Below are 20,261 nucleotides of genomic sequence, written 5' to 3' on the forward strand. Positions count from 1 at the left end.
GATGCTGATGCCGCGCAAGCCCCCGAAGGGCTTCCGCAAGCCGCACCACCCGGACCGCAGTGGCGCGTCCAAGGGTGGCAACCGCGTGGTGTTCGGCGAGTTCGGGATCCAGGCTCTCGAGCCGGCGTACGTGACCAACCGGCAGATCGAGTCGGCGCGTATCGCGATGACCCGCCACATCAAGCGTGGCGGTAAGGTCTGGATCTCGATCTTCCCGGACCAGGCCCTGACCAAGAAGCCGGCCGAGACCCGGATGGGTTCCGGTAAGGGCTCGCCCGAGTGGTGGGTCGCCAACGTCAAGCCGGGGCGGATCCTCTTCGAGATGTCCTTCCCCAACGAGCAGATCGCGCGAGAAGCGATGCGTCGCGCGATCCACAAGCTCCCGATGAAGTGCCGCATTGTTACGCGCGAAGTGGGTGAATCCTGATGGCAGCGGGCGTTAAGGCCTCCGAGCTGCGTGAGCACTCCGACGAGGAGCTGGTCGCGAAGCTGCGCGAGGCCAAGGCGGAGCTGTTCAACCTCCGCGTGCAGGGCGCAACCGGGCAGCTGGACAACAACCGGCGGTTGCAGGTCATCCGTCGGGAGATCGCCCGGATCTACACGATCATGCGTGAGCGCGAGTTGGGTCTCTCCGCCGCGCCGACTGAGGTGACTGCATCATGAGCGAGAACACCAACACCGCCGAAGCGCGGGCCCGCCGCAAGGTGCGTGAGGGCCTCGTGGTCAGCGACAAGATGGACAAGACCGTCGTGGTCGAGGTCGAGGACCGGGTCAGGCACGCGCTGTACGGCAAGATCATGCGCCGTACCAGCAAGCTGAAGGTGCACGACGAGCAGAACGCCGCCGGCATCGGCGATCGGGTTCTGATCATGGAGACCCGGCCGCTGTCCGCCACGAAGCGTTGGCGGATCGTGGAGATCCAGGAAAAGGCCAAGTAGCGAAGGCTCGATCTCGCCCGGCTTCAGTCGGGCGCGGGTTCCGCCAGGCTCCGGCCGCGGCAGGCGGCCGGAGAACCGGCAGACATAGGAGATAGACGTGATTCAGCAGGAGTCGCGACTGCGCGTCGCCGACAACACGGGTGCCCGGGAGATCCTGTGCATCCGGGTTCTCGGGGGCTCCGGTCGGCGCTACGCGAGCATCGGCGACGTCATCGTGGCCACGGTCAAGGACGCGATCCCGGGTGCCGGTGTGAAGAAGGGCGACGTCGTCAAGGCCGTCATCGTCCGCACCGCCAAGGAGCGGCGGCGGCCGGACGGCTCGTACATTCGCTTCGACGAGAACGCCGCCGTCATCATCAAGGACGGTGGGGACCCGCGCGGCACCCGTATCTTCGGCCCGGTGGGCCGGGAGCTGCGGGACAAGCGGTTCATGAAGATTATTTCCCTCGCGCCGGAGGTGTTGTGACCGTGAAGGTCAAGAAGGGCGACACGGTCGTCGTCATCGCCGGCAAGGACAAGGGTGCCAAGGGCAAGGTCATCGCGTCCTACCCGCGGCAGGACAAGATCCTGGTCGAGGGCGTGAACCGGGTCAAGAAGCACACCCGTATCAGCACCACCCAGCGTGGCGCCAAGACCGGTGGCATCGTCACCCAGGAAGCCCCGATCCACGTCTCCAACGTGCAGGTCCTGGATTCCGAGGGGAACCCGACCCGCGTCGGGTACCGCTTCGACGACAACGGCCAGAAGGTCCGCATCGCGCGTAGCACCGGTAAGGACCTGTGATGACCACGGCTACCGAAGCCAAGACCATGCCGCGCCTCAAGGAGCGGTACCGCAACGAGATCGTGGCCAAGCTGCAGGAGCAGCACAGCTTCGGCAACCCCATGCAGGTGCCGCGGCTGGTCAAGATCGTCGTCAACATGGGTGTCGGCGAGGCCGCCCGGGACGCCAAGCTGATCGATGGCGCCGTCCGGGACCTGGCCACCATCACCGGCCAGAAGCCGCAGGTGCGGCGGGCGACCAAGTCCATCGCGCAGTTCAAGCTCCGCGAGGGCATGCCGATCGGCGCGAAGGTCACCCTGCGCGGCGACCGGATGTGGGAGTTCCTGGACCGCCTGCTGTCCATCGCGCTGCCTCGTATCCGCGACTTCCGCGGTCTGGACGGGCGCAAGCTCGACGGGCACGGCAACTACACGTTCGGTCTGACCGAGCAGTCGGTGTTCCACGAGATCGACCAGGACAAGATCGATCGCCAGCGGGGCATGGACATCACGGTGGTCACGACCGCCACGACCGACGACGAGGGCCGGGCGCTGCTCAAGCTCCTGGGCTTCCCGTTCAAGGAGAACTGAGATGGCCAAGAAGGCGCTGATCCTCAAGGCGGCCGCGAAGCCGAAGTTCTCGGTTCGCGCGTACACCCGCTGCCAGCGGTGTGGGCGTCCCAAGGCGGTCTACCGCAAGTTCGGGCTCTGCCGGATCTGCATCCGGGAGATGGCCCACCGCGGTGAGCTGCCGGGCGTGTCCAAGGCTTCCTGGTAAGGGCGACCGCGCCCCGGCTGCCGGCCGGGGCCCCTTGCACCGATCATGTATTGCTCTTCGCCGTAGGCCCGGGGCTCACCGCCCCGGGAACCCCGGCGAGAAAGGCTGACGAAATCCATGACGATGACCGACCCGATCGCAGACATGCTCACGCGTCTGCGTAACGCCAACCAGGCGTACCACGATCAGGTGAAGATGCCCTACTCCAAGATCAAGGCGAACATCGCCGAGGTCCTGAAGGCCGAGGGTTACATCGCAACCTGGTCGGTCGAGGAGCCCGAGGAGGGCGCCGTCGGCAAGCGACTGGTCGTCGAGCTGAAGTACGGCCAGAGCCGCGAGCGGAGCCTGGCCGGCATCAAGCGCGTGTCCAAGCCCGGTCTCCGGGTGTACGCCAAGTCGGACGGGCTCCCGCGGGTGCTCGGCGGGCTGGGCGTGGCGATCATTTCGACGTCCCAGGGGCTGCTCACCGACCGGCAGGCCCGCAAGCGGAGCGTTGGCGGGGAAGTCCTCGCCTTCGTCTGGTAACGGGAGACAGGTAGAAATGTCGCGTATTGGACGTAAGTCGATCCCGGTGCCTGCCGGCGTCGACATCACGATCGACGGCCAGACCGTCAAGGTCAAGGGCCCGAAGGGCGAGCTGTCGCACACGCTCGCCGAGCCCATCACGGCGGAGCGCGCCGAGGACGGCCAGTTGCAGGTCAACCGGCCCAACGACGAGCGCAAGGCCAAGGAGCTGCACGGCCTGAGCCGTACGCTGGTCGCCAACATGATCGTCGGCGTTACCGAGGGCCACCGCAAGAGCCTGGAGATCGCCGGCACCGGTTACCGGGTCACTGCCAAGGGCAAGGACCTGGAGTTCGCGCTCGGGTTCTCGCACGCGGTGTTGGTCCCCGCGCCGAACGGCATCACCTTCACGGTGGAGAAGCCGACGGTGTTCCACGTGGCCGGCATCGACAAGCAGCAGGTCGGCGAGGTAGCCGCCAACATCCGGAAGATCCGCCCGCCGGAGCCCTACAAGGGCAAGGGCGTGAAGTACCAGGGCGAGGTCATCCGCCGCAAGGCTGGAAAGGCAGGTAAGAAGTGAGCGCCACGCTGCTCAAGCGCCGCCGCGGCGTTGCCGCCAAGCGCGCCGTCGGCCGTGCGCGTCGACACTTCCGGGTCCGCAAGAACGTCAGCGGCACCACCGAGCGCCCCCGTCTGGTCGTCACCCGGTCGCTGCGCCACGTCGTGGCCCAGATCGTGGACGACACCAAGGGTCACACCCTGGCGTCGGCCTCGACCCTGGACGCCTCGCTGCGCGGCACCGAGGGCGACAAGAGCGCCCTGGCCGGCAAGGTCGGCACTCTGCTCGCCGAGCGGGCCAAGGCTGCCGGCATCTCGAAGGTCGTCTTCGACCGCGGTGGCAACCGGTACGCGGGGCGTGTCGCCGCGCTTGCCGACGCCGCCCGCGAAGCCGGGCTCGAGTTCTAGAAACCCCGTCACGAGAGAGAAGGAAGGCTGCTGATGCCAGGTCAACAGCGCCGTGGCGGCGGGTCCGGTGGCAACGAGGGTGGTCGCCGCGACAACCGCCGTGAGGGCGGCCGCGGAAACGCGCCCGTCGAGAAGACCCCGCACCTCGAGCGGGTCGTCGCGATCAACCGCGTCGCCAAGGTCGTGAAGGGTGGTCGTCGCTTCAGCTTCACCGCCCTGGTGATCGTGGGCGACGGCGACGGCACCGTCGGCGTGGGGTACGGAAAGGCCAAGGAGGTGCCCGCGGCGATCGCCAAGGGCGTCGAGGAGGCCAAGAAGCACTTCTTCAAGGTGCCGCGGATCGGCAAGTCGATCCCGCACCCGATCACGGGTGAGGCCGCCGCCGGCGTGGTGCTGCTCAAGCCGGCCTCGGCCGGTACGGGCGTCATCGCCGGTGGCCCGGTGCGTGCCGTGCTGGAGTGCGCCGGCATCCACGACGTGCTCTCCAAGAGCCTCGGGTCGTCGAACCCGATCAACATCGTGCACGCCACGGTGGCGGCGCTGAAGGGGCTCGAGTCCCCGGAGGCCGTCGCGGCCCGTCGTGGCCTGCCGGTCGAGGACGTCGCGCCGGCCGCCATGCTGGCGTCGCGGGCGGGGGTGGCATCCTGATGGCTCGCCTGAAGGTCACCCAGCTCCGGTCCGTGATCGGGACCAAGCACAACCAGCGCGAGTCGCTGCGTTCGCTCGGTCTCAAGCGGATCAACGACGTGGTGGTCAAGGAGGACCGGCCGGAGATCCGGGGCATGATCTTCGCGGTCAACCACCTCGTGAAGGTCGAGGAGGTCGAGTAATGACGATCAAGGTCCACCACCTGCGCCCGGCGCCCGGGGCCAAGACCGCGAAGACCCGCGTGGGTCGCGGTGAGGGCTCCAAGGGCAAGACCGCCGGTCGCGGTACCAAGGGCTCCAAGGCCCGCAAGAACATCTCGGCGGCGTTCGAGGGTGGGCAGATGCCCATCCACATGCGCCTGCCGAAGATGAAGGGCTTCAAGAACAAGTTCAAGGTGGTCTTCCAGGTGGTCAACCTGGACAGGCTCGCCGAGCTGTTCCCGAACGGCGGCCAGGTCGGCCCGCTGGAGCTGGTCGAGGCCGGCGCGGTCCGCAAGGGCCAGCCGGTCAAGGTCCTCGGCACCGGCGACCTGAGCGGCGTGTCCATCCAGGTGTCGGCGCACGCGTTCAGCGCGTCGGCCAAGGAGAAGATCACCGCCGCCGGTGGCTCCGTCACCGAGCTGTAGGGCAGAACCCGTGGCGCCCGCTCAGTTGTCTGTGACTGGGCGGGCGCCACGGTCTACCCCGAACGTGTGCACCGGGTAATATCGGATTCGGTTTATGTAGCCGGGCACACCTGCCCGGACCGGGATCGGGCTGTTAGAGTCCCATCCCAGCTATGGATATCGGGCGCTCGCCCGGCACCCACCCCGACCCGCCAGGGACCACCACCGGCGGCCCGCCTCGCGCAGGAGGAAGAAAGTTGCTGTCCGCCTTTCTCAGTGCGTTCCGTACGCCTGACCTGCGCAAGAAGCTGCTGTTTACGGTAGGCATCATTGCGGTCTACCGGCTCGGCGCAACTCTGCCCAGCCCGGGGGTCTCGTACGGCAACGTGCAGAAGTGTCTCGACAGCATCCAGGGGGACACCACCGGGGTGCTGAACCTGCTCGACCTCTTCTCCGGCGGGGCGCTGCTTCAGCTCTCGGTCTTCGCGCTGGGGATCATGCCCTACATCACAGCGTCGATCATCCTGCAGCTGCTCACCGTGGTCATCCCGCGGTTGGAGCAGCTCCGCAAGGAGGGTCAGGCCGGCCAGGCGAAGATCACCCAGTACACCCGCTACCTCACCCTCGGCCTGGGCATCCTCCAGTCGTCGGCGTTCGTGGCGCTGGCCCGCTCCGGGCAGCTCTTCCAGAACAAGTGCGACCAGTTCCCGATCGTCCCCGAGGGCACCGGCATCCCGAACTGGCTGACGCTGACCATCCTGGTCATGACGATGACCGCCGGCACGGGCATGGTGATGTGGCTCGGCGAGCTGATCACCGACCGGGGCGTCGGCAACGGCATGTCGGTGCTGATCTTCACCTCGATCGCGGCGCGTCTTCCCGCCGAGGGTTGGAAGATCAAGACTCAGCAGGGCTGGGGCAAGTTCTTCCTGGTGCTCGCGCTGGTCCTGGTGGTCATCACCGCCGTCACCTTCATCGAGCAGGCACAGCGCCGGATCCCGGTGCAGTACGCCAAGCGGATGATCGGCCGGCGGATGTACGGCGGCACCTCGACCTACATCCCGCTGAAGGTCAACCAGGCGGGTGTCATCCCGGTCATCTTCGCCTCGTCGCTGCTCTACCTGCCGCAGCTGGCGCTCCAGTTCTTCGACCCGAACAACCCGGGCAAGACCCAGGCCTGGATCCAGAACAACGTGGTCAACCCGTCGAGCCCGGCGCACATCGTGATCTACTTCATGCTGATCATCTTCTTCACGTACTTCTACGTCTCGATCACGTTCAACCCGACCGAGGTCGCGGACAACATGAAGAAGTACGGCGGCTTCGTGCCGGGCATCCGCCCCGGCAAGCCGACCGCCGACTACCTCGACTTCATCCTCAGCCGGATCACCCTGCCGGGCGCGCTCTACCTGGGTATCGTCGCGGTCCTGCCGAACTTCTTCTTCATCTGGCTGAACAACCAGCAGTTCCAGAACTTCCCGTTCGGCGGCACCGCTGTGCTCATCATGGTCGGCGTCGGTCTGGAGACCGTGAAGCAGATCGAGAGCCAACTCATGCAGCGGAACTACGAAGGGTTCCTGCGGTAGATGCGACTCGTTCTGGTTGGCCCGCCGGGCGCGGGCAAGGGCACACAGGCGGAGTTCATCGCCGCTCACCTCTCGGTGCCCAAGATCTCGACCGGTGACATCTTCCGGGCGAACGTCTCCCAGGGCACGCCCCTGGGCGTCGAGGCCAAGCGGTACATGGACGCCGGCAAGCTGGTCCCGGACGAGGTGACCATCAACATGGTCCGGGACCGGCTCGCCGAGCCGGACGCCAGCGAGGGCTTCCTGCTCGACGGCTTCCCGCGCACCACGCCGCAGGCCGCCGCGCTGGATAAGCTGCTCGCCGACCTCGGCACCGCGCTGGACCTGGTGCTGGAGTTGGTCGTCGACGACGACGAGGTGATCCGGCGGCTCTCCGGCCGGCGTACCTGCCGGGGCTGCGGGAAGATCTGGCACGTCGAGTTCGACGCGACGACCCGGGACGACATCTGCGACCGCTGCGGCGCGGAGCTGTTCCAGCGCGACGACGACAAGCCGGAGACCATCGCCGCCCGGCTGCGGGAGTACGCCGAGAAGACCGCGCCGCTGGTGGACTACTACGGCGCCCAGGGCAAGCTGGTGGGCATCGACGCCACCGGCCCGGTGGAGGACGTCACCGTCCGCGCCATCGACGCCCTCCGCTCATACGGCGGCTGACGACCGCCGGGGCTCCGGCGGATAGAGTGCGAACAGCGGGGTACGTGTCGACGTGCCCCGCTGATCCGCGCGACGAAAGGTAACGGCTCCATGCGTCGTCCACAGCTGGATATCCAGCTGAAGACCCCCGACCAGATCGAGATGATGCGCGCCGCCGGGCTGGTGGTCGCCGAGGCGCTGCGTCGGATGCGAGAGGCGGTCGCTCCCGGGGTCAGTACCGCCGACCTGGACGCGATCGCCGAGTCGACGATCCGGGAGGCCGGCGCGGTTCCCTCGTTCAAGGGCTACCACGGCTTCCCCGCATCGATCTGCTCGTCGGTCAACGAGCAGGTGGTGCACGCCATTCCGTCGCCCACCCAGGTGCTCCGGGACGGCGACCTGATCTCGATCGACTGCGGCGCGGTGCTGAACGGCTGGCACGGCGACGCGGCGATCACCGCCGGCGTGGGGGAGGTCGACCCGGCACTGCTGAAGATGGCCGCGGTGGCCGAGGACTCGATGTGGGCCGGGATCGCCGCGGCGGCGCGGGGGGCGGCCAGCGGCAAGGGCCGCCTGACCGACATCTCGCACGCGGTGGAGTGCGCGGTCCGCAAGGGCGGCCGGTACGGCATCGTCGACGGGTACGGCGGGCACGGCATCGGCACCGAGATGCACCAGGACCCGCACGTGCTCAACCACGGCCGGCCCGGCAAGGGCCCCCGGCTGGTGCCGGGTATGGCGCTGGCCATCGAGCCGATGATCACCAAAGGCTCGCCGCGCACGGCCGAGCTGGCCGACGGCTGGACGGTCGTCACCCGGGACGGCTCGATGGCGGTGCACGTCGAGCACACGATGGCGCTGCTGCCCGACGGGGTGTGGGTGCTCACCGCGTTCGACGGGGGCCGGGGGCGCCTCGGCGACCTGGTCACCTCCCGCCAGCCCGCGGACTCACCGACCCGCTGAGCCCTCCGCCGTGTCCCGATGGCGTCTGCGCGGCCGGGCCCCCGGCCCGCTGCGGCTCCCACCGCCCCGCCTGAGGCCCGCGCTGCGGCCTCTTGAGGTCCCGCGAGGTGCCGGAACACCGGCACGCGGTGCCGGCCCGGCTCCAGCCGACACGAGGAGCCGGTGGTGGCCGGACGGTGGCATGCTTGCTGGCATGGAGGGACGCGACGGGATGCGGGCCGCCGACGCGGACCGGCAGGTAGTGGCGGACCAACTGCGGGTGGCCGTCGACGAGGGCCGGCTCGACCTGCACGAGTACGACGAGCGGTTGCAGCGGGCGTACGCCTCGCGCACGTACGGCGAACTGGACGCGCTGGTGACCGACCTGCCGGTGCCGGCCGCCCCGGCAGCGTCGGAACTCGCAACGGTGCCGGACGCGGTCCCGCCGGCGGTGGAACGCGCCCGGTCGTCGGTGACCGTCCGGTGGCTGGCCGAGGTCTGGCTTCCGTACCTGCGGGTGGTCGCGATCGTGGTGACCGTCTGGGCGGTGACCTCGCTCCTCGGCACCGACCTGCTCTACTTCTGGCCCGCCTGGGTGGCCGGGCCGTGGGGGGCGGTGCTCCTGGTGCGCACGGCCGCCGGTCTCACCTCCGGGGAGCCGCGGCGGTGGGCGGCGGAGCAGGAGCGGCGGCGTGAACACCGGCTCGCGAAGCGGGTGCGCAAGCGGGCGCGGAAGTTGGCTGCCGCCGCCGGGGAGCCTGAGCGGCGGGCGCTGCCGGCCGCCGAAGAGCGGCAGCGCCCGGACCTGGCCCTGCCGGACGGGGAGGATCCTCGGGGGCCGACGGGGGAGCTGCCGGCCGACGAGCGGAAACGCCGGCGGGGCGAGGCCGATGCCGAGGTCTGAATGGCCTGGTCTGTCCGGTCCGATACACCGATTCCCGCCCGGTTTGGCGGCGGCCCGCAAGCGGCGTAGACTTTCTGATCGGCGCACAGCGTCCACTCCGGCATGCCCATCCTGCGCTTCGGTGGGAGTCGGAGCCGCGGCTGGCGCGGGTCCCGTAACAGCGTTCCGGGGCCCGTGTAAGACGTTGTGGGCCGTCCGGAGCAACCGACGTCAGGACAGCGGAAGTACATGCCGAAAAAAGACGGAGCCATCGAGATCGAGGGGCGGGTCATCGAGCCTCTGCCGAACGCCATGTTCCGGGTGGAACTCGCGAACGGTCACAAGGTGTTGGCTCACATCAGCGGCAAGATGCGGCAGCACTACATCCGTATCCTGCCGGAGGACCGGGTCGTCGTCGAACTCTCGCCGTACGACCTGACCCGCGGGCGCATCGTCTACCGCTACAAGTAAGCGACCTGACGGCGGCCGGGTAGTCCCCGTGTCCGTCTTCGACGTCCGGCGTCGCGCGTGTCGCGTCTCCGGGCCAGATGGGAAGTAAGGCAACCGTGAAGGTCAAGCCGAGCGTCAAGAGGATCTGCAACAAGTGCCGGGTGATCCGTCGGCACGGCCGGGTCATGGTCATCTGTAGCGACCCGCGCCACAAGCAGCGCCAGGGCTGAACCAGTCCGATCGACCGTGATCTACTGATCACGGCCAGTCGAACCGGTCCGGGCCGCAGGTCCAGCCAACACATCATCAGCTCGTCCCAGCCACGAGCGGTACGCGTAGCGCGTACCCCTGCGTGGTTGACCCCCGGTCGGAGGCCGGGGCCCGCTCGGGCAGCGGTCGATCCTCCGGCGCCACGGCGCCGGGCCGACCGGAGCGGGGTGGGGCGGGTGCAGACCTCCGCAGAACACCACAAGGAGTACGCCCGCACATGGCACGTCTAGCCGGCGTGGATCTTCCCCGCGAAAAGCGGATGGAGATCGCGCTCACCTACATCTTCGGCGTGGGTCGTACCCGCGCCCTGGAGACGCTCGCCGCCACCGGCATCTCGCCGGACAAGCGCGCTCGGGACCTCACGGACGAGGAGCTGGTCCAGCTCCGGAACCACATCGAGGGCAACTACAAGGTTGAAGGCGACCTGCGCCGCGAGGTCGCCGCTGACATCCGCCGCAAGGTCGAGATCGGCTGCTACGCCGGCATCCGGCACCGCCGGGGTCTGCCCGTGCGTGGCCAGCGGACCAAGACCAATGCGCGGACCCGCAAGGGCCCGAAGCGGACCGTCGCCGGCAAGAAGAAGCCCGGCAAGAAGTAACTAGGAGCGCACAGACTTATGCCACCGAAGGCTCGTGCCGGAGCCGCTGTCAAGAAGGTCCGGCGCAAGGAACGCAAGAACGTCGCCCACGGGCAGGCGCACATCAAGAGCACCTTCAACAACACCATCGTGTCCATCACGGACCCGACCGGTGCGGTCATCTCCTGGGCCTCCGCCGGCCAGGTCGGTTTCAAGGGCTCGCGCAAGTCGACCCCGTTCGCCGCACAGCTGGCCGCCGAGGCCGCCGCGCGTCGGGCGATGGAGCACGGCATGCGCAAGGTCGACGTGTTCGTCAAGGGCCCCGGCTCCGGCCGGGAGACCGCGATCCGTTCGCTGCAGGCCGTCGGGCTGGAGGTCGGGCAGATCGCCGACGTCACCCCGCAGCCGCACAACGGATGCCGTCAGCCGAAGCGTCGCCGGGTCTGAGAGGTAGAGAGAGATGGCTCGTTACACCGGTGCTGACTGCCGCCGTTGCCGGCGGGAGAAGATGAAGCTGTTCCTCAAGGGCAGCAAGTGCGATGGCCCGAAGTGCCCGTTCGAGTCCCGGCCGTTCCCGCCCGGGCAGCACGGCCGCGGCCGCACCAAGGAGACGGAGTACCTGCTCCAGCTCCGCGAGAAGCAGAAGGCCCGCCGCGTCTACGGCGTGCTGGAGAAGCAGTTCCGCGGTTACTACGAGGAGGCCGTGGGCAAGCAGGCCAAGACCGGTGAGGTCCTCCTGCAGATCCTCGAGTCGCGGCTGGACAACGTCGTTTACCGGGCCGGTTTCGCGCACTCGCGTGACATGGCCCGTCAGCTGGTCAAGCACGGCCACTTCACGGTGAACGGCAAGAAGGTCGACATCCCGTCGTTCCGGGTGAAGGAGCACGACATCATCGAGGTTCGGGCCAAGAGCAAGGAGCTCACCCCGTTCATCGTGGCGCAGGCTCAGGCCGGCTCGAAGACGGTCCCGGCGTGGCTGGAGGCCATCCCGAGCCAGATGAAGGTTCTCGTGCACTCGCTCCCGGCCCGCCAGGTGATCGACACCCAGGTCCAGGAGCAGCTGATCGTCGAGCTCTACTCCAAGTAGTCGGGCTCGTTGCGGTGGTCCGCCCTGCGGGGCGGACCACCGGAACAGTTTGTGTCGCGGACGTCAAATAGCGGGCGTCCCGGAAGAGAAGAGAAGACATGCTCATCAGCCAGCGACCGTCTCTTTCCGAAGAGTCGATCAACGAGACCCGGTCCCGGTTCACCATCGAGCCGCTGGAGCCGGGCTTCGGCTACACCCTGGGCAACTCGCTGCGGCGCACGCTGCTGTCGTCCATCCCGGGTGCGGCGATCACCTCCATCAAGATCGACGGCGTGCTGCACGAGTTCACCACGATCCCCGGCGTCAAGGAGGACGTGGTCGAACTCGTCATGAACATCAAGGAGCTGTGCGTCAGCTCCGAGCACGACGAGCCGGTCAGCATGTACCTGCGCAAGCAGGGCCCGGGCGACGTGACGGCGGGCGACATCCAGCCCCCGGCCGGCGTCTCGGTGCACAACCCGGACCTGAAGCTCGCCACCCTCAACGGCAAGGGCCGGCTCGACATGGAGCTGACCGTCGAGCGGGGTCGCGGCTACGTGACCGCGGCGCAGAACAAGCAGTCCGGCGCCGAGATCGGCCGCATCCCGGTCGACTCGATCTACTCGCCGGTGCTGAAGGTGACGTACCGCGTCGAGGCAACCCGGGTCGAGCAGCGGACCGACTTCGACCGGCTGATCATCGACGTCGAGACCAAGCCGTCGATGGGCCCGCGTACCGCGCTGGCCTCCGCCGGTTCGACGCTGGTGGAGCTCTTCGGGCTGGCCCGGGAGCTGGACGAGACCGCCGAGGGCATCGACATCGGGCCGTCCCCGCAGGACGCGCAGCTGGCGGCGGACCTGGCCCTGCCGATCGAGGAGCTGGACCTCACCGTCCGCTCCTACAACTGCCTCAAGCGCGAGGGCATCAACTCCGTCGGTGAGCTCATCGGGCGCACCGAGGCAGACCTCCTCGACATCCGCAACTTCGGCCAGAAGTCGATCGACGAGGTCAAGATGAAGCTGGCCGGGATGGGTCTGGGGCTGAAGGACTCGGCCCCGAACTTCGACCCGGCGAACGTCGTGGACGCCTTCGGTGAGGCCGACTACGACACCGACGACTACCGCGAGACCGAGCAGCTCTAGTCCCCGCTGCCGCCACACCTGAGGAGCACCAAGCATGCCCACGCCCACCAAGGGCCCCCGCCTCGGCGGCAGCCCCGCGCACGAGCGGCTGATGCTGGCCAACCTGGCCACCGCGCTGTTCCAGCACGGCAAGATCAAGACCACTGAGACGAAGGCCCGGCGGCTGCGTCCGCTGGCCGAGCAGCTCATCACCAAGGCCAAGCGGGGCGACCTCGCCGCGCGGCGGCGGGTGCTGGGCGTCGTCAAGGACAAGGACGTGGTCTACTCCCTGTTCGACCAGATCGCGCCCCGGTACGCCAACCGCAACGGTGGCTACACCCGGATCGTGAAGACTGGCCCGCGCAAGGGTGACAACGCTCCGATGGCGGTCATCGAGCTGGTCGAGGAGCTTCAGGTCGCCGAGCCCAAGGCGAACAAGAAGACCGCCGCTCGCAAGGCCGCACAGCAGGACAAGGTCGAGGCGCTCGCCCCCGCGGAGGAGACCCCGCAGGCGAAGTCCGGCGACCAGGACGCCGAGGCGCCGGTGTCGGCGTCCGGTGACACCGACGCCGCCCGCGAGGACAGCGACGAGGCCACCGAGAACAAGGCCTGACCAACGGCACCTTCGGGCCCGGCACCCCCACGGGGATGCCGGGCCCGACCCATGAGGAGGTACGCGAGGTGGACGAGCGGACCCGGCTGCGGCTGGACGTCTCGTACGACGGCACGGACTTCTCCGGCTGGGCGGCCCAGCCGACCCGGCGGACGGTGGCCGGCGTACTCGTGCAGACCCTGGACCTGCTCCTCGGGGCGGGCGTGGCGACCGGGCTGACCGTGGCCGGGCGGACGGACGCCGGGGTGCACGCCGCCGGCCAGGTGTGCCACCTCGATCTGCCCGCCGCCGCGTGGCGCGAGTGGGAGGGCTCGTTGCTGCGCCGGCTGGCCCGGCTGCTCCCCACCGATGTGCGGGTGCGGGCGATGACCGAGGTGCCGGCCGACTTCGACGCCCGGTTCTCGGCGACCTTCCGCCGCTACGAGTACCGGGTGACCGACGCGCCGTTCGGGGCCGAGCCGCTGCGCCGGCACGAGGTGCTGGCCTGGCCGCGGTCGCTCGACCCGGGCCTGCTCAACGCCGCAGCGGCGGGCCTGGTGGGGGAGCACGACTTCGCCGCGTACTGCCGGCGCAAGGAGAACGCCACCACGCTGCGGGAGGTGACCCGGCTGGACTGGCGGCGCGACCCGGACGGCATCCTGGTCGCCACCGTCCAGGCCGACGCGTTCTGCCAGGCGATGGTCCGCAGCCTGGTCGGGGCGATGCTGGTCGCCGGGGACGGCCGGCGCCCGGTCGACTGGCCGGGCGGCCTGCTGACCCGGCGGGACCGGTCCAGCGAGGTGACGGTGGCCCCGGCGCACGGGTTGACCCTGGTCGCCGTCGGCTACCCCGACGACCCGGCCGAGTACGCCCGCCGCTCCGACCTCACCCGCCAGCTTCGCGTCCCCACGCGGGCCTGAGGGCCGCGGGTTCCCGGGCGGCCGGTCAGTTGGTTCCGCCGGGGGCGGTTGTGGCCTGGCCGGTCGAGCCGCCGGTCGCGCGGCGCTCCAGCACCTTCTTGTCCAGGTGCAGCTCGATCAGGTCGTACAGGACCTCGCGGACCTTCGGGTCGCCGGCCTTCACGGGCTTGCCGTCGGCCCGGACCACCAGGCAGTACGCGAGGTAGTGGCCGCGTACCTGCCAGCCGACCCGGGAGGGCGCCTCGGTGAGCGCCTCGGTGTCGTCGCCGGCCGGCATGCCGCGGAACCGGCCCTCCCGCCCGTCGAGCAGCTCCCGCAGGCGGTCCCGGACGCGCTGGGCGGTGGCCAGGTCGGTCAGGTTGAACAGCCCTGCGGTGAGCAGGTACTCCTCGTCGGGGGAACGCAGGGTGGCCCGGATCACCTGGTTGCATCCGAGCCGGACGAGCAGGTCGGCCACCTCGTCGGTGGCGGCGGTCGGGCAGTTGGCGCTTGACTGGGTCTTGAGCACCGCGTAGGGCTCCTCGCCGTCGCCGATGGTCAGCTTCCGGCCGGCGAAGACCTCCTTGGCGGTCAGCGGCGCCGGGTCGGTGTCCCGGGAGTCGATGTCCTGCCGTTCGGTGCGTGACGGCGACGGGGCGGCGGCCGGCAGGCTCGGGGTGGCCTTCGGTCGCGAGATCCCGTCGGGCAACAGGGCGGCGCCGGCCAGCCCGCAGAGGGCGAGGAGCACCAGGACCGCCGCGCCGCCGATCAGCACCTGCCAGAGTCGGCCGCCACTTCGGCCGGGTTCCGGGGCCCGCCGGTTCCGGGGCAGGTTCAGCGGCTGGGTGGTGGCGGGAGCCCGGGTGGCCGGCGGGGGGAACGGGGGTGCGCCGCGGGGCGGGACCGGGCCCGGCGGGGTGGGCGGCGCGACCCGGGCGGTCCGGGGCAGGGACGGCGTCGGGAAGCGGGACGGGGAAGGGCCGGCATGGGCGGGGCCGGCGTCGCCGATCGTCGACAGTTCCGAGCCGGGCCGAGGGCGTCCCTCGAATGCGTCCTCATCGGATTCGTACCGGTACACCATGCCGCCCAGAGTAGGGCTTATTGTCCCTTTAGGGGGTAATAACGGGATATCGCGATGCCGGGTCGTCGCCACCGCCCACCGCGCCACCGGCGGTCCACCCGGCGGTGCGAGAATGCCGGACGTGACCGGCGACCACTACTTCAGCGCTGAACCCGGAACCGACGCCCGCCCCCGGGAGGTCGAGTTCACCGCCGTCGGGCGCGACTACACCCTGACGTCGGCCGGTGGGGTCTTCTCCGCCGCCCGCCTCGACCCGGGCACGGCGGTGCTGCTGCGCAAGGCGGACCTGCCGTCGCCGGACGTCGCCGGCCCGCTGCTCGACCTCGGCTGCGGCTTCGGCCCGATCACCTGTGTGCTGGCCGACAGCGCGCCGGCGGCCACCGTCTGGGCGGTCGACGTCAACGAACGAGCCCGGGAGCTCACCACCGCCAACGCCGAGCGGGTCGGCGCCGCGGACCGGGTCCGGGTCGTCGCCCCGGACGACGTGCCGGCCGAGTTGGCCTTCGCCCAGATCTGGTCCAACCCGCCCATCCGGATCGGCAAGGAGGGTCTGCACGAGCTGCTGCTGCGCTGGCTGCCCCGGCTCGCCCCGGACGGCGTGGCCTGGCTGGTGGTCGCCCGCCACCTCGGCGGCGACTCCCTGCACCGCTGGCTGGTCGACCAGGGCTGGCAGGTGCGGCGGCACGCCAGCCAGAAAGGCTTCCGGGTGCTGCGGGTCACCCGGTAATCGAGTGTCGCCCGGCCCACCCGCTCGGGCAGGATGCCGACGTGGGATATGTGGACGTGGCGATGGTCGGGCACATCCTGCCCGATGGCCGGGAACTCTTCACCGACGTGTCGTTCCGGGTCGGTGAGGGCACCAAGGTCGCCCTCGTCGGGCCGAACGGGGCCGGCAAGACGACGCTGCTGCGGATGGTCGCCGGCGACCTGCCGGTGCGGACCGGTGCCGTCTCCCGCTCCGGGGGCCTCGGCGTGATGCGCCAGTTCATCGGCATGATCGGCGACGACTCCACCCTCGCCGACCTGGCCCTGTCGCTTGCCCCGCCCGCGCTGCGCGACGCCGGCCGCCGGCTCGCCGAGACCGAGACGGCCATGCGGGCGGCCGAGGCCCGCGGCAAGTTCAGCACCGCCGCGGGCAGGGCCCAGCTCGCGTACGCGGACGCGCTCGCCGCCTGGGGCGAGACCGGCGGGTACGACGCCGAGGTGCTGTTCGACACCGTCGCCATCATCGTGCTCGACCTGCCCTGGGACGCCGCCCGGGACCGTCCGGTGCGGACCCTCTCCGGCGGCCAGCAGAAGCGCTTCGCCCTCGAACTGCTGCTGCGCGGCCCCGACGAGGTGCTGCTGCTCGACGAGCCCGACAACTTCCTCGACGTGCCCGGCAAGCGGTGGCTGGAGGACCGGCTCCGCGAGTCGTCGAAGTCGGTGCTCTACGTCTCGCACGACCGGGAGTTGCTGGCCCGCACCGCCGACCGGGTGGTCGCCGTGGAGGGCGGCAGCGCCTGGGTGCACCCGGGCGGCTTCGCGAGCTGGCACGAGGCCAGGGTGGCCCGGCACGCCCGCCTCGACGAGCTGCGCCGCCGCTGGGACGAGGAGCACCAGAAGCTGCGCGAGCTGATGCTGATGTACAAGCAGAAGGCGGCGTACAACGACGGGTTGGCCTCGCGGTACCAGGCCGCGCAGACCCGGCTGCGCAAGTTCGAGGAGGCCGGGCCGCCGCCCGTGCCCCCGAAGGACCAGGACATCCGGATGAAGTTGACCGGCGGGCGGACCGGCAAGCGCGCGGTGGTCGCCGAGCAGCTCGAGCTGGACGGCCTGACCTACCCCTTCGACCTGGAGATCTGGTACGGCGACCGGGTCGCGGTCCTCGGCGCGAACGGCACCGGCAAGTCGCACTTCCTGCGGTTGCTGGCGCGGGGCGGCACCGACCCGGAGCCGGCCAACGGCCCGGTCGACGGGGCCGCCGCGCTCGCCCCGGTGGCGCACGGCGGGACGGTCCGGCTCGGGGCCCGGGTCCGCCCCGGCCACTTCTCGCAGACCCACGACCGCCCCGAGCTGGTGGACCGCACGCTCGTCGACATCCTCTGGCGCGGCGACGAGCACCGGGCCGGGATGGACCGGCACGCCGCGATGGCGGCGCTGAGCCGGTACGAGCTGGCCGGGCAGGGCGACCAACGGTTCGGCACCCTCTCCGGCGGCCAGCAGGCCCGCTTCCTGGTGCTGCTGCTGGAGCTGTCCGGGGCGACGCTGCTGCTGCTCGACGAGCCCACCGACAACCTGGACCTGGCCAGCGCGGAGGCGCTGGAGGCGGGCCTGACCGCGTTCGCCGGGACGGTGGTCGCGGTGACCCACGACCGGTGGTTCACCCGGTCCTTCGACAGGTTCGTGCTGTTCCGTAGCGACGGCGAGGTGGTGCAGACGTCGGAGCCGGTCTGGGACGTCGGATGATCGCCGACGAGCTGGTCGACCGGCTCTGCGGGGTGGACGGGGTGGTCGCGGTGGCTCTCGGCGGCAGCCGGGCCCGGGGCGAACACCGGCCCGACTCCGACTGGGACGTGGGCCTCTACTACCGGGGTGGCCTGGACGTGCCGGCGCTGCGCGCCGTCGCCGCCTCGGTGGCCGGGGCGGAGGCGGAACTGACCGCGCCGGGCGGCTGGGGGCCGTGGGTGGACGGCGGCGGCTGGCTGCGCGTCGGCGGGGTGGCGGTGGACTGGATCTACCGCGACCTCGACCGGGTGGGCCGGGTCTGGGCCGACTGCCGGGCCGGCCGGTACACCGTCGAGGTGCAGGCCGGTCACCCGCTGGGCTTCTACTCGCACGCCTACGCCGGCGAGGTGGCGCTGTGCCGGGTGCTCGGCGACCCGACCGGGGAGCTGACCGCGCTGCGGGCGGAGACCGGGTGCTACCCGGCTGCGCTGGCCACCGCCCTGCTGGCCGGGGGCTGGGAGGCGGGGTTCCTGCTCGACGCAGCCGCCAAGGGCGCGGCGGCGGGGGACGGCGGCTACGTGGCCGGCTGCCTGTTTCGGGCGGTCGGCGTGGTCGTCCAGGCGCTGCACGGCCGGGCCGGGCGGTGGCTGGTGAACGAGAAGGGCATGATCGCCTCGGCCGGCAGGCTGCCGGGCGCCCCGGTGGACTTCGCCCGCCGGGCACAGGGGCTACTCGGCGCGGTCGGCCGCACCCGAGCCGAGCTGGCCGCCACCGTCGCCGACGCGCATCGGCTGGTCGCCGAGGCGCTCCGCTGATCCGCCGCTCGACGGGGCCGTGCCGGGTCGCCCCGCTGAGCCGGGGTGGCCGTCTCTCCGGCGGCACCCGGGGTGAGCCGCCGTTGCCGGGGCGGGCGGCTACGCCGGGGCGGTGGGGCGTCCGAGCGGTGGTCGCGTCGGGGCGGGCATAGGGTGGATCTCGTGACTGAGATGACGTATCGACGGCTGGGCGACTCCGGGCTCGTGGTGTCCGTGGTCGGCGTCGGCTGCAACAACTTCGGCCGTAAGCTCGACCTCGACGGCACCCGGGCGGTGGTCGACGCCGCCCTCGACGCCGGCATCAACCTCTTCGACACCGCCGACATCTACGGCGATGAGCCGGGCGGCTCCGAGGAACTGCTCGGCCAAGTGCTCAAGGGCCGCCGGGACGACGTGGTGGTGGCCACCAAGTTCGGCATGGACATGCAGGGGCGCAACGGCCCGGACCACGGCGCCCGGGGTGCCCGGCGGTACATCGCCCGGGCGGTGGAGGCGTCGCTGCGCCGGCTCGACACCGACCATATCGACCTGTACCAGATGCACGAGCCGGACCCGGGCACCCCGATCGACGAGACCCTCGCCGCCCTGGACGACCTGGTCCGCGCCGGCAAGGTGCGCTACCTCGGCAACTCCAACTTCGCCGGCTGGCAGATCGCCGACGCCGACTGGGTCGCCTCGTCCAACGGGCGGGCCCGGTTCATCAGCGCGCAGAACCACTACTCGCTGCTGGAGCGGGGCGTCGAGGCCGAGGTCATCGGAGCCTGCGAGCGGTTCGGCCTGGGCATGCTGCCGTTCTTCCCGCTGGCCAACGGGCTGCTCACCGGCAAGTACAAGCGCGGCGAGGCGGCACCCGCCGGCAGCCGGCTCTCCGGGGGCGGCCGGTACGCCGAGCGCCTGGCCGGCGCGCGGTGGGACGTCATCGAGGCGTTGGAGGCGTACGCCGCCGAGCGAGGGCTGTCCCTGCTCCAGGTGGCCATCGGCGGGCTGGCCGCCCGGCCGGCGGTGACCTCGGTGATCGCCGGCGCCACCACGCCCGAGCAGGTACGGGCCAACGCGGAGGCCGGCGTCTGGCAGCCCACCGACGACGACCTGGACGCGCTCGACGCCATCCTCTGAGCCGGGCGGCCGTGGTCCAGCCCACTGGCACACCCCCTTGGCGGTGCAGCCCATCCGTCGTACGGTGACACGCAAGTAACCCACGGGAGCCCGGTGTACCGGGCTGAGAGGGGGGCTAAGAGCCCCCGACCGTCGAACCTGATCCGGGTAATGCCGGCGCAGGGAGGAGAATTGCCGTGCCGTCCCTCGGGCGACTGCATCTGATCACCGACACCCGGCCGGGCCGGGACCCGCTCGCCGTGCTGCACGCCGCCCTCGCGGTGGCCCGCGCCGAGCTGGTCGTCCAGGTCCGCGTCACCGACGACGCCACCGACCGCGCGGCGTACGACCTGGCCCGGCGGATGGTCGCGGCGTGCGCGCCGTACGGGGCGACGTGCCTGGTCAACGACCGGCTGCACGTGGCGCTCGCGGTCGGCGCGGCCGGTGGGCACGTCGGCGCGGACGACCTGCCCGTGGCGGCGGCCCGCCGGGTCCTCGGCCCGGCCGCGACGCTCGGCGCGACCGCCCGGTCCCCGGGCGCCGCCGCCGACGCGGTGGCCGCCGGGGCCAGCTACCTGGGCGTCGGCCCGTGCCACGCCACCGACACCAAGACCGGCCTGCCGGA

At 70.7% G+C, this 20,261-nt stretch carries 29 protein-coding genes, 2 pseudogenes and 1 riboswitch; of the genes and pseudogenes, 30 read left to right on the forward strand and 1 reads right to left on the reverse strand.

The features are described 5' to 3' along the window. Window position 1 precedes the first annotated feature (1 nt). The 25 genes and pseudogenes from rplP to truA all read left to right on the forward strand — a co-directional run bounded on the left by rplP (window position 2) and on the right by truA (window position 14,239). Window positions 2-427 (forward strand): 50S ribosomal protein L16, encoded by a 426-nt coding sequence (rplP, locus tag OG559_RS15555; RefSeq protein WP_229400536.1) that lies wholly within the window; start codon window positions 2-4, stop codon window positions 425-427. Beyond that, a complete protein-coding gene (gene rpmC, locus OG559_RS15560; protein ID WP_396670337.1) occupies window positions 427-663 on the forward strand; it encodes a 50S ribosomal protein L29 in 237 nt (78 codons plus the stop codon). Before rplP ends, rpmC begins: the two co-directional genes overlap by 1 nt. Then, the gene (rpsQ, locus tag OG559_RS15565; RefSeq protein WP_350881967.1) at window positions 660-938 is read left to right on the forward strand and encodes a 30S ribosomal protein S17; all 279 of its coding nucleotides are present in this window, start codon (window positions 660-662) and stop codon (window positions 936-938) included. The genes rpmC and rpsQ overlap by 4 nt, the downstream gene beginning before the upstream one ends. Window positions 939-1,035: 97 nt before the next feature. Next, entirely contained in the window at window positions 1,036-1,404 is a 369-nt protein-coding gene (gene rplN, locus OG559_RS15570) for a 50S ribosomal protein L14 (protein ID WP_023358185.1), read from the forward strand. Then, window positions 1,401-1,721 carry a 50S ribosomal protein L24 gene (gene rplX / locus OG559_RS15575; protein WP_161685897.1) on the forward strand — a complete coding sequence of 107 codons (321 nt, stop codon included), beginning with the start codon at window positions 1,401-1,403 and terminating at the stop codon, window positions 1,719-1,721. The genes rplN and rplX overlap by 4 nt, the downstream gene beginning before the upstream one ends. After that, window positions 1,721-2,290 (forward strand): 50S ribosomal protein L5, encoded by a 570-nt coding sequence (rplE, locus tag OG559_RS15580; RefSeq protein WP_350881964.1) that lies wholly within the window; start codon window positions 1,721-1,723, stop codon window positions 2,288-2,290. Before rplX ends, rplE begins: the two co-directional genes overlap by 1 nt. 1 nt (window position 2,291) lies before the next feature. Further along, entirely contained in the window at window positions 2,292-2,477 is a 186-nt protein-coding gene (locus tag OG559_RS15585) for a type Z 30S ribosomal protein S14 (protein ID WP_161685895.1), read from the forward strand. A gap of 117 nt (window positions 2,478-2,594) precedes the next feature. Next, window positions 2,595-3,002, forward strand: coding sequence for a 30S ribosomal protein S8 (gene rpsH, locus OG559_RS15590; protein ID WP_272613586.1), 408 nt, complete (start codon window positions 2,595-2,597; stop codon window positions 3,000-3,002). 16 nt (window positions 3,003-3,018) lie between these two features. Next, the gene (rplF, locus tag OG559_RS15595; RefSeq protein WP_405116271.1) at window positions 3,019-3,561 is read left to right on the forward strand and encodes a 50S ribosomal protein L6; all 543 of its coding nucleotides are present in this window, start codon (window positions 3,019-3,021) and stop codon (window positions 3,559-3,561) included. After that, window positions 3,558-3,947 carry a 50S ribosomal protein L18 gene (rplR, locus tag OG559_RS15600; RefSeq protein ID WP_161685888.1) on the forward strand — a complete coding sequence of 130 codons (390 nt, stop codon included), beginning with the start codon at window positions 3,558-3,560 and terminating at the stop codon, window positions 3,945-3,947. The genes rplF and rplR overlap by 4 nt, the downstream gene beginning before the upstream one ends. 33 nt (window positions 3,948-3,980) lie before the next feature. After that, window positions 3,981-4,595, forward strand: a complete 615-nt coding sequence (gene rpsE, locus OG559_RS15605; protein ID WP_161685886.1) for a 30S ribosomal protein S5 — start codon at window positions 3,981-3,983, stop codon at window positions 4,593-4,595. Then, complete coding sequence (rpmD, locus tag OG559_RS15610; RefSeq protein WP_161685884.1) at window positions 4,595-4,777, forward strand: 50S ribosomal protein L30; 183 nt, start codon at window positions 4,595-4,597, stop codon at window positions 4,775-4,777. The genes rpsE and rpmD overlap by 1 nt, the downstream gene beginning before the upstream one ends. After that, on the forward strand, window positions 4,777-5,220 hold the full coding sequence (gene rplO, locus OG559_RS15615; RefSeq protein WP_350881959.1) for a 50S ribosomal protein L15: 444 nt from the start codon (window positions 4,777-4,779) through the stop codon (window positions 5,218-5,220). The genes rpmD and rplO overlap by 1 nt, the downstream gene beginning before the upstream one ends. A 236-nt stretch (window positions 5,221-5,456) precedes the next feature. Continuing rightward, window positions 5,457-6,785, forward strand: a complete 1,329-nt coding sequence (gene secY / locus OG559_RS15620; protein WP_396670335.1) for a preprotein translocase subunit SecY — start codon at window positions 5,457-5,459, stop codon at window positions 6,783-6,785. Next, window positions 6,786-7,439, forward strand: a complete 654-nt coding sequence (locus OG559_RS15625) for an adenylate kinase (RefSeq protein WP_405116274.1) — start codon at window positions 6,786-6,788, stop codon at window positions 7,437-7,439. Window positions 7,440-7,529: 90 nt separating this feature from the next. Further along, complete coding sequence (gene map / locus OG559_RS15630; RefSeq protein WP_405116276.1) at window positions 7,530-8,381, forward strand: type I methionyl aminopeptidase; 852 nt, start codon at window positions 7,530-7,532, stop codon at window positions 8,379-8,381. A gap of 193 nt (window positions 8,382-8,574) precedes the next feature. Beyond that, a pseudogene (locus tag OG559_RS15635) lies at window positions 8,575-9,138 on the forward strand (DUF1707 domain-containing protein); the annotation flags it as partial. Window positions 9,139-9,492: 354 nt separating this feature from the next. After that, window positions 9,493-9,714: a translation initiation factor IF-1 gene (gene infA, locus OG559_RS15640; RefSeq protein ID WP_007073013.1), complete on the forward strand. Its 222-nt coding sequence runs from the start codon at window positions 9,493-9,495 to the stop codon at window positions 9,712-9,714. A gap of 95 nt (window positions 9,715-9,809) precedes the next feature. Further along, entirely contained in the window at window positions 9,810-9,923 is a 114-nt protein-coding gene (gene rpmJ / locus OG559_RS15645; RefSeq protein WP_043965539.1) for a 50S ribosomal protein L36, read from the forward strand. A gap of 257 nt (window positions 9,924-10,180) precedes the next feature. Continuing rightward, window positions 10,181-10,561: a 30S ribosomal protein S13 gene (rpsM, locus tag OG559_RS15650; protein ID WP_089012515.1), complete on the forward strand. Its 381-nt coding sequence runs from the start codon at window positions 10,181-10,183 to the stop codon at window positions 10,559-10,561. 18 nt (window positions 10,562-10,579) lie between these two features. Next, entirely contained in the window at window positions 10,580-10,987 is a 408-nt protein-coding gene (gene rpsK, locus OG559_RS15655; protein ID WP_161685873.1) for a 30S ribosomal protein S11, read from the forward strand. A 13-nt stretch (window positions 10,988-11,000) separates the two neighbouring features. Next, a complete protein-coding gene (gene rpsD, locus OG559_RS15660; protein WP_350881949.1) occupies window positions 11,001-11,627 on the forward strand; it encodes a 30S ribosomal protein S4 in 627 nt (208 codons plus the stop codon). A gap of 98 nt (window positions 11,628-11,725) precedes the next feature. Next, window positions 11,726-12,748 (forward strand): DNA-directed RNA polymerase subunit alpha, encoded by a 1,023-nt coding sequence (locus OG559_RS15665; RefSeq protein ID WP_161685869.1) that lies wholly within the window; start codon window positions 11,726-11,728, stop codon window positions 12,746-12,748. 34 nt (window positions 12,749-12,782) lie between these two features. Continuing rightward, a complete protein-coding gene (gene rplQ, locus OG559_RS15670) occupies window positions 12,783-13,340 on the forward strand; it encodes a 50S ribosomal protein L17 (RefSeq protein WP_387015046.1) in 558 nt (185 codons plus the stop codon). Between the two features lie 68 nt (window positions 13,341-13,408). Then, the gene (truA, locus tag OG559_RS15675) at window positions 13,409-14,239 is read left to right on the forward strand and encodes a tRNA pseudouridine(38-40) synthase TruA (RefSeq protein ID WP_405116686.1); all 831 of its coding nucleotides are present in this window, start codon (window positions 13,409-13,411) and stop codon (window positions 14,237-14,239) included. Window positions 14,240-14,264: 25 nt separating this feature from the next. Here truA and OG559_RS15680 read toward each other — a convergent pair whose 3' ends face one another. Beyond that, window positions 14,265-15,299, reverse strand: a complete 1,035-nt coding sequence (locus tag OG559_RS15680; RefSeq protein ID WP_405116279.1) for a hypothetical protein — start codon at window positions 15,297-15,299, stop codon at window positions 14,265-14,267. A 121-nt stretch (window positions 15,300-15,420) separates the two neighbouring features. On the opposite strand from OG559_RS15680, the gene OG559_RS15685 reads away from it, so the two are divergent. The 5 genes and pseudogenes from OG559_RS15685 to OG559_RS15705 all read left to right on the forward strand — a co-directional run. Then, window positions 15,421-16,026 carry a class I SAM-dependent methyltransferase gene (locus OG559_RS15685; RefSeq protein ID WP_405116691.1) on the forward strand — a complete coding sequence of 202 codons (606 nt, stop codon included), beginning with the start codon at window positions 15,421-15,423 and terminating at the stop codon, window positions 16,024-16,026. Window positions 16,027-16,067: 41 nt separating this feature from the next. Next, the gene (locus OG559_RS15690) at window positions 16,068-17,747 is read left to right on the forward strand and encodes an ABC-F family ATP-binding cassette domain-containing protein (protein ID WP_405104566.1); all 1,680 of its coding nucleotides are present in this window, start codon (window positions 16,068-16,070) and stop codon (window positions 17,745-17,747) included. Further along, complete coding sequence (locus OG559_RS15695) at window positions 17,744-18,541, forward strand: nucleotidyltransferase domain-containing protein (RefSeq protein ID WP_405104568.1); 798 nt, start codon at window positions 17,744-17,746, stop codon at window positions 18,539-18,541. Before OG559_RS15690 ends, OG559_RS15695 begins: the two co-directional genes overlap by 4 nt. 153 nt (window positions 18,542-18,694) lie before the next feature. Then, entirely contained in the window at window positions 18,695-19,657 is a 963-nt protein-coding gene (locus OG559_RS15700; protein ID WP_405104570.1) for an aldo/keto reductase, read from the forward strand. 72 nt (window positions 19,658-19,729) lie between these two features. After that, window positions 19,730-19,839: riboswitch (TPP riboswitch) on the forward strand. After that, window positions 19,834-20,259, forward strand: a pseudogene (locus tag OG559_RS15705) (thiamine phosphate synthase); the annotation flags it as partial. It overlaps the preceding riboswitch by 6 nt. Window positions 20,260-20,261: the final 2 nt, after the last annotated feature.

The sequence above is a fragment of the Micromonospora sp. NBC_01405 genome (genome assembly GCF_045040155.1).
Classification (GTDB): Bacteria; Actinomycetota; Actinomycetes; order Mycobacteriales; family Micromonosporaceae; genus Micromonospora.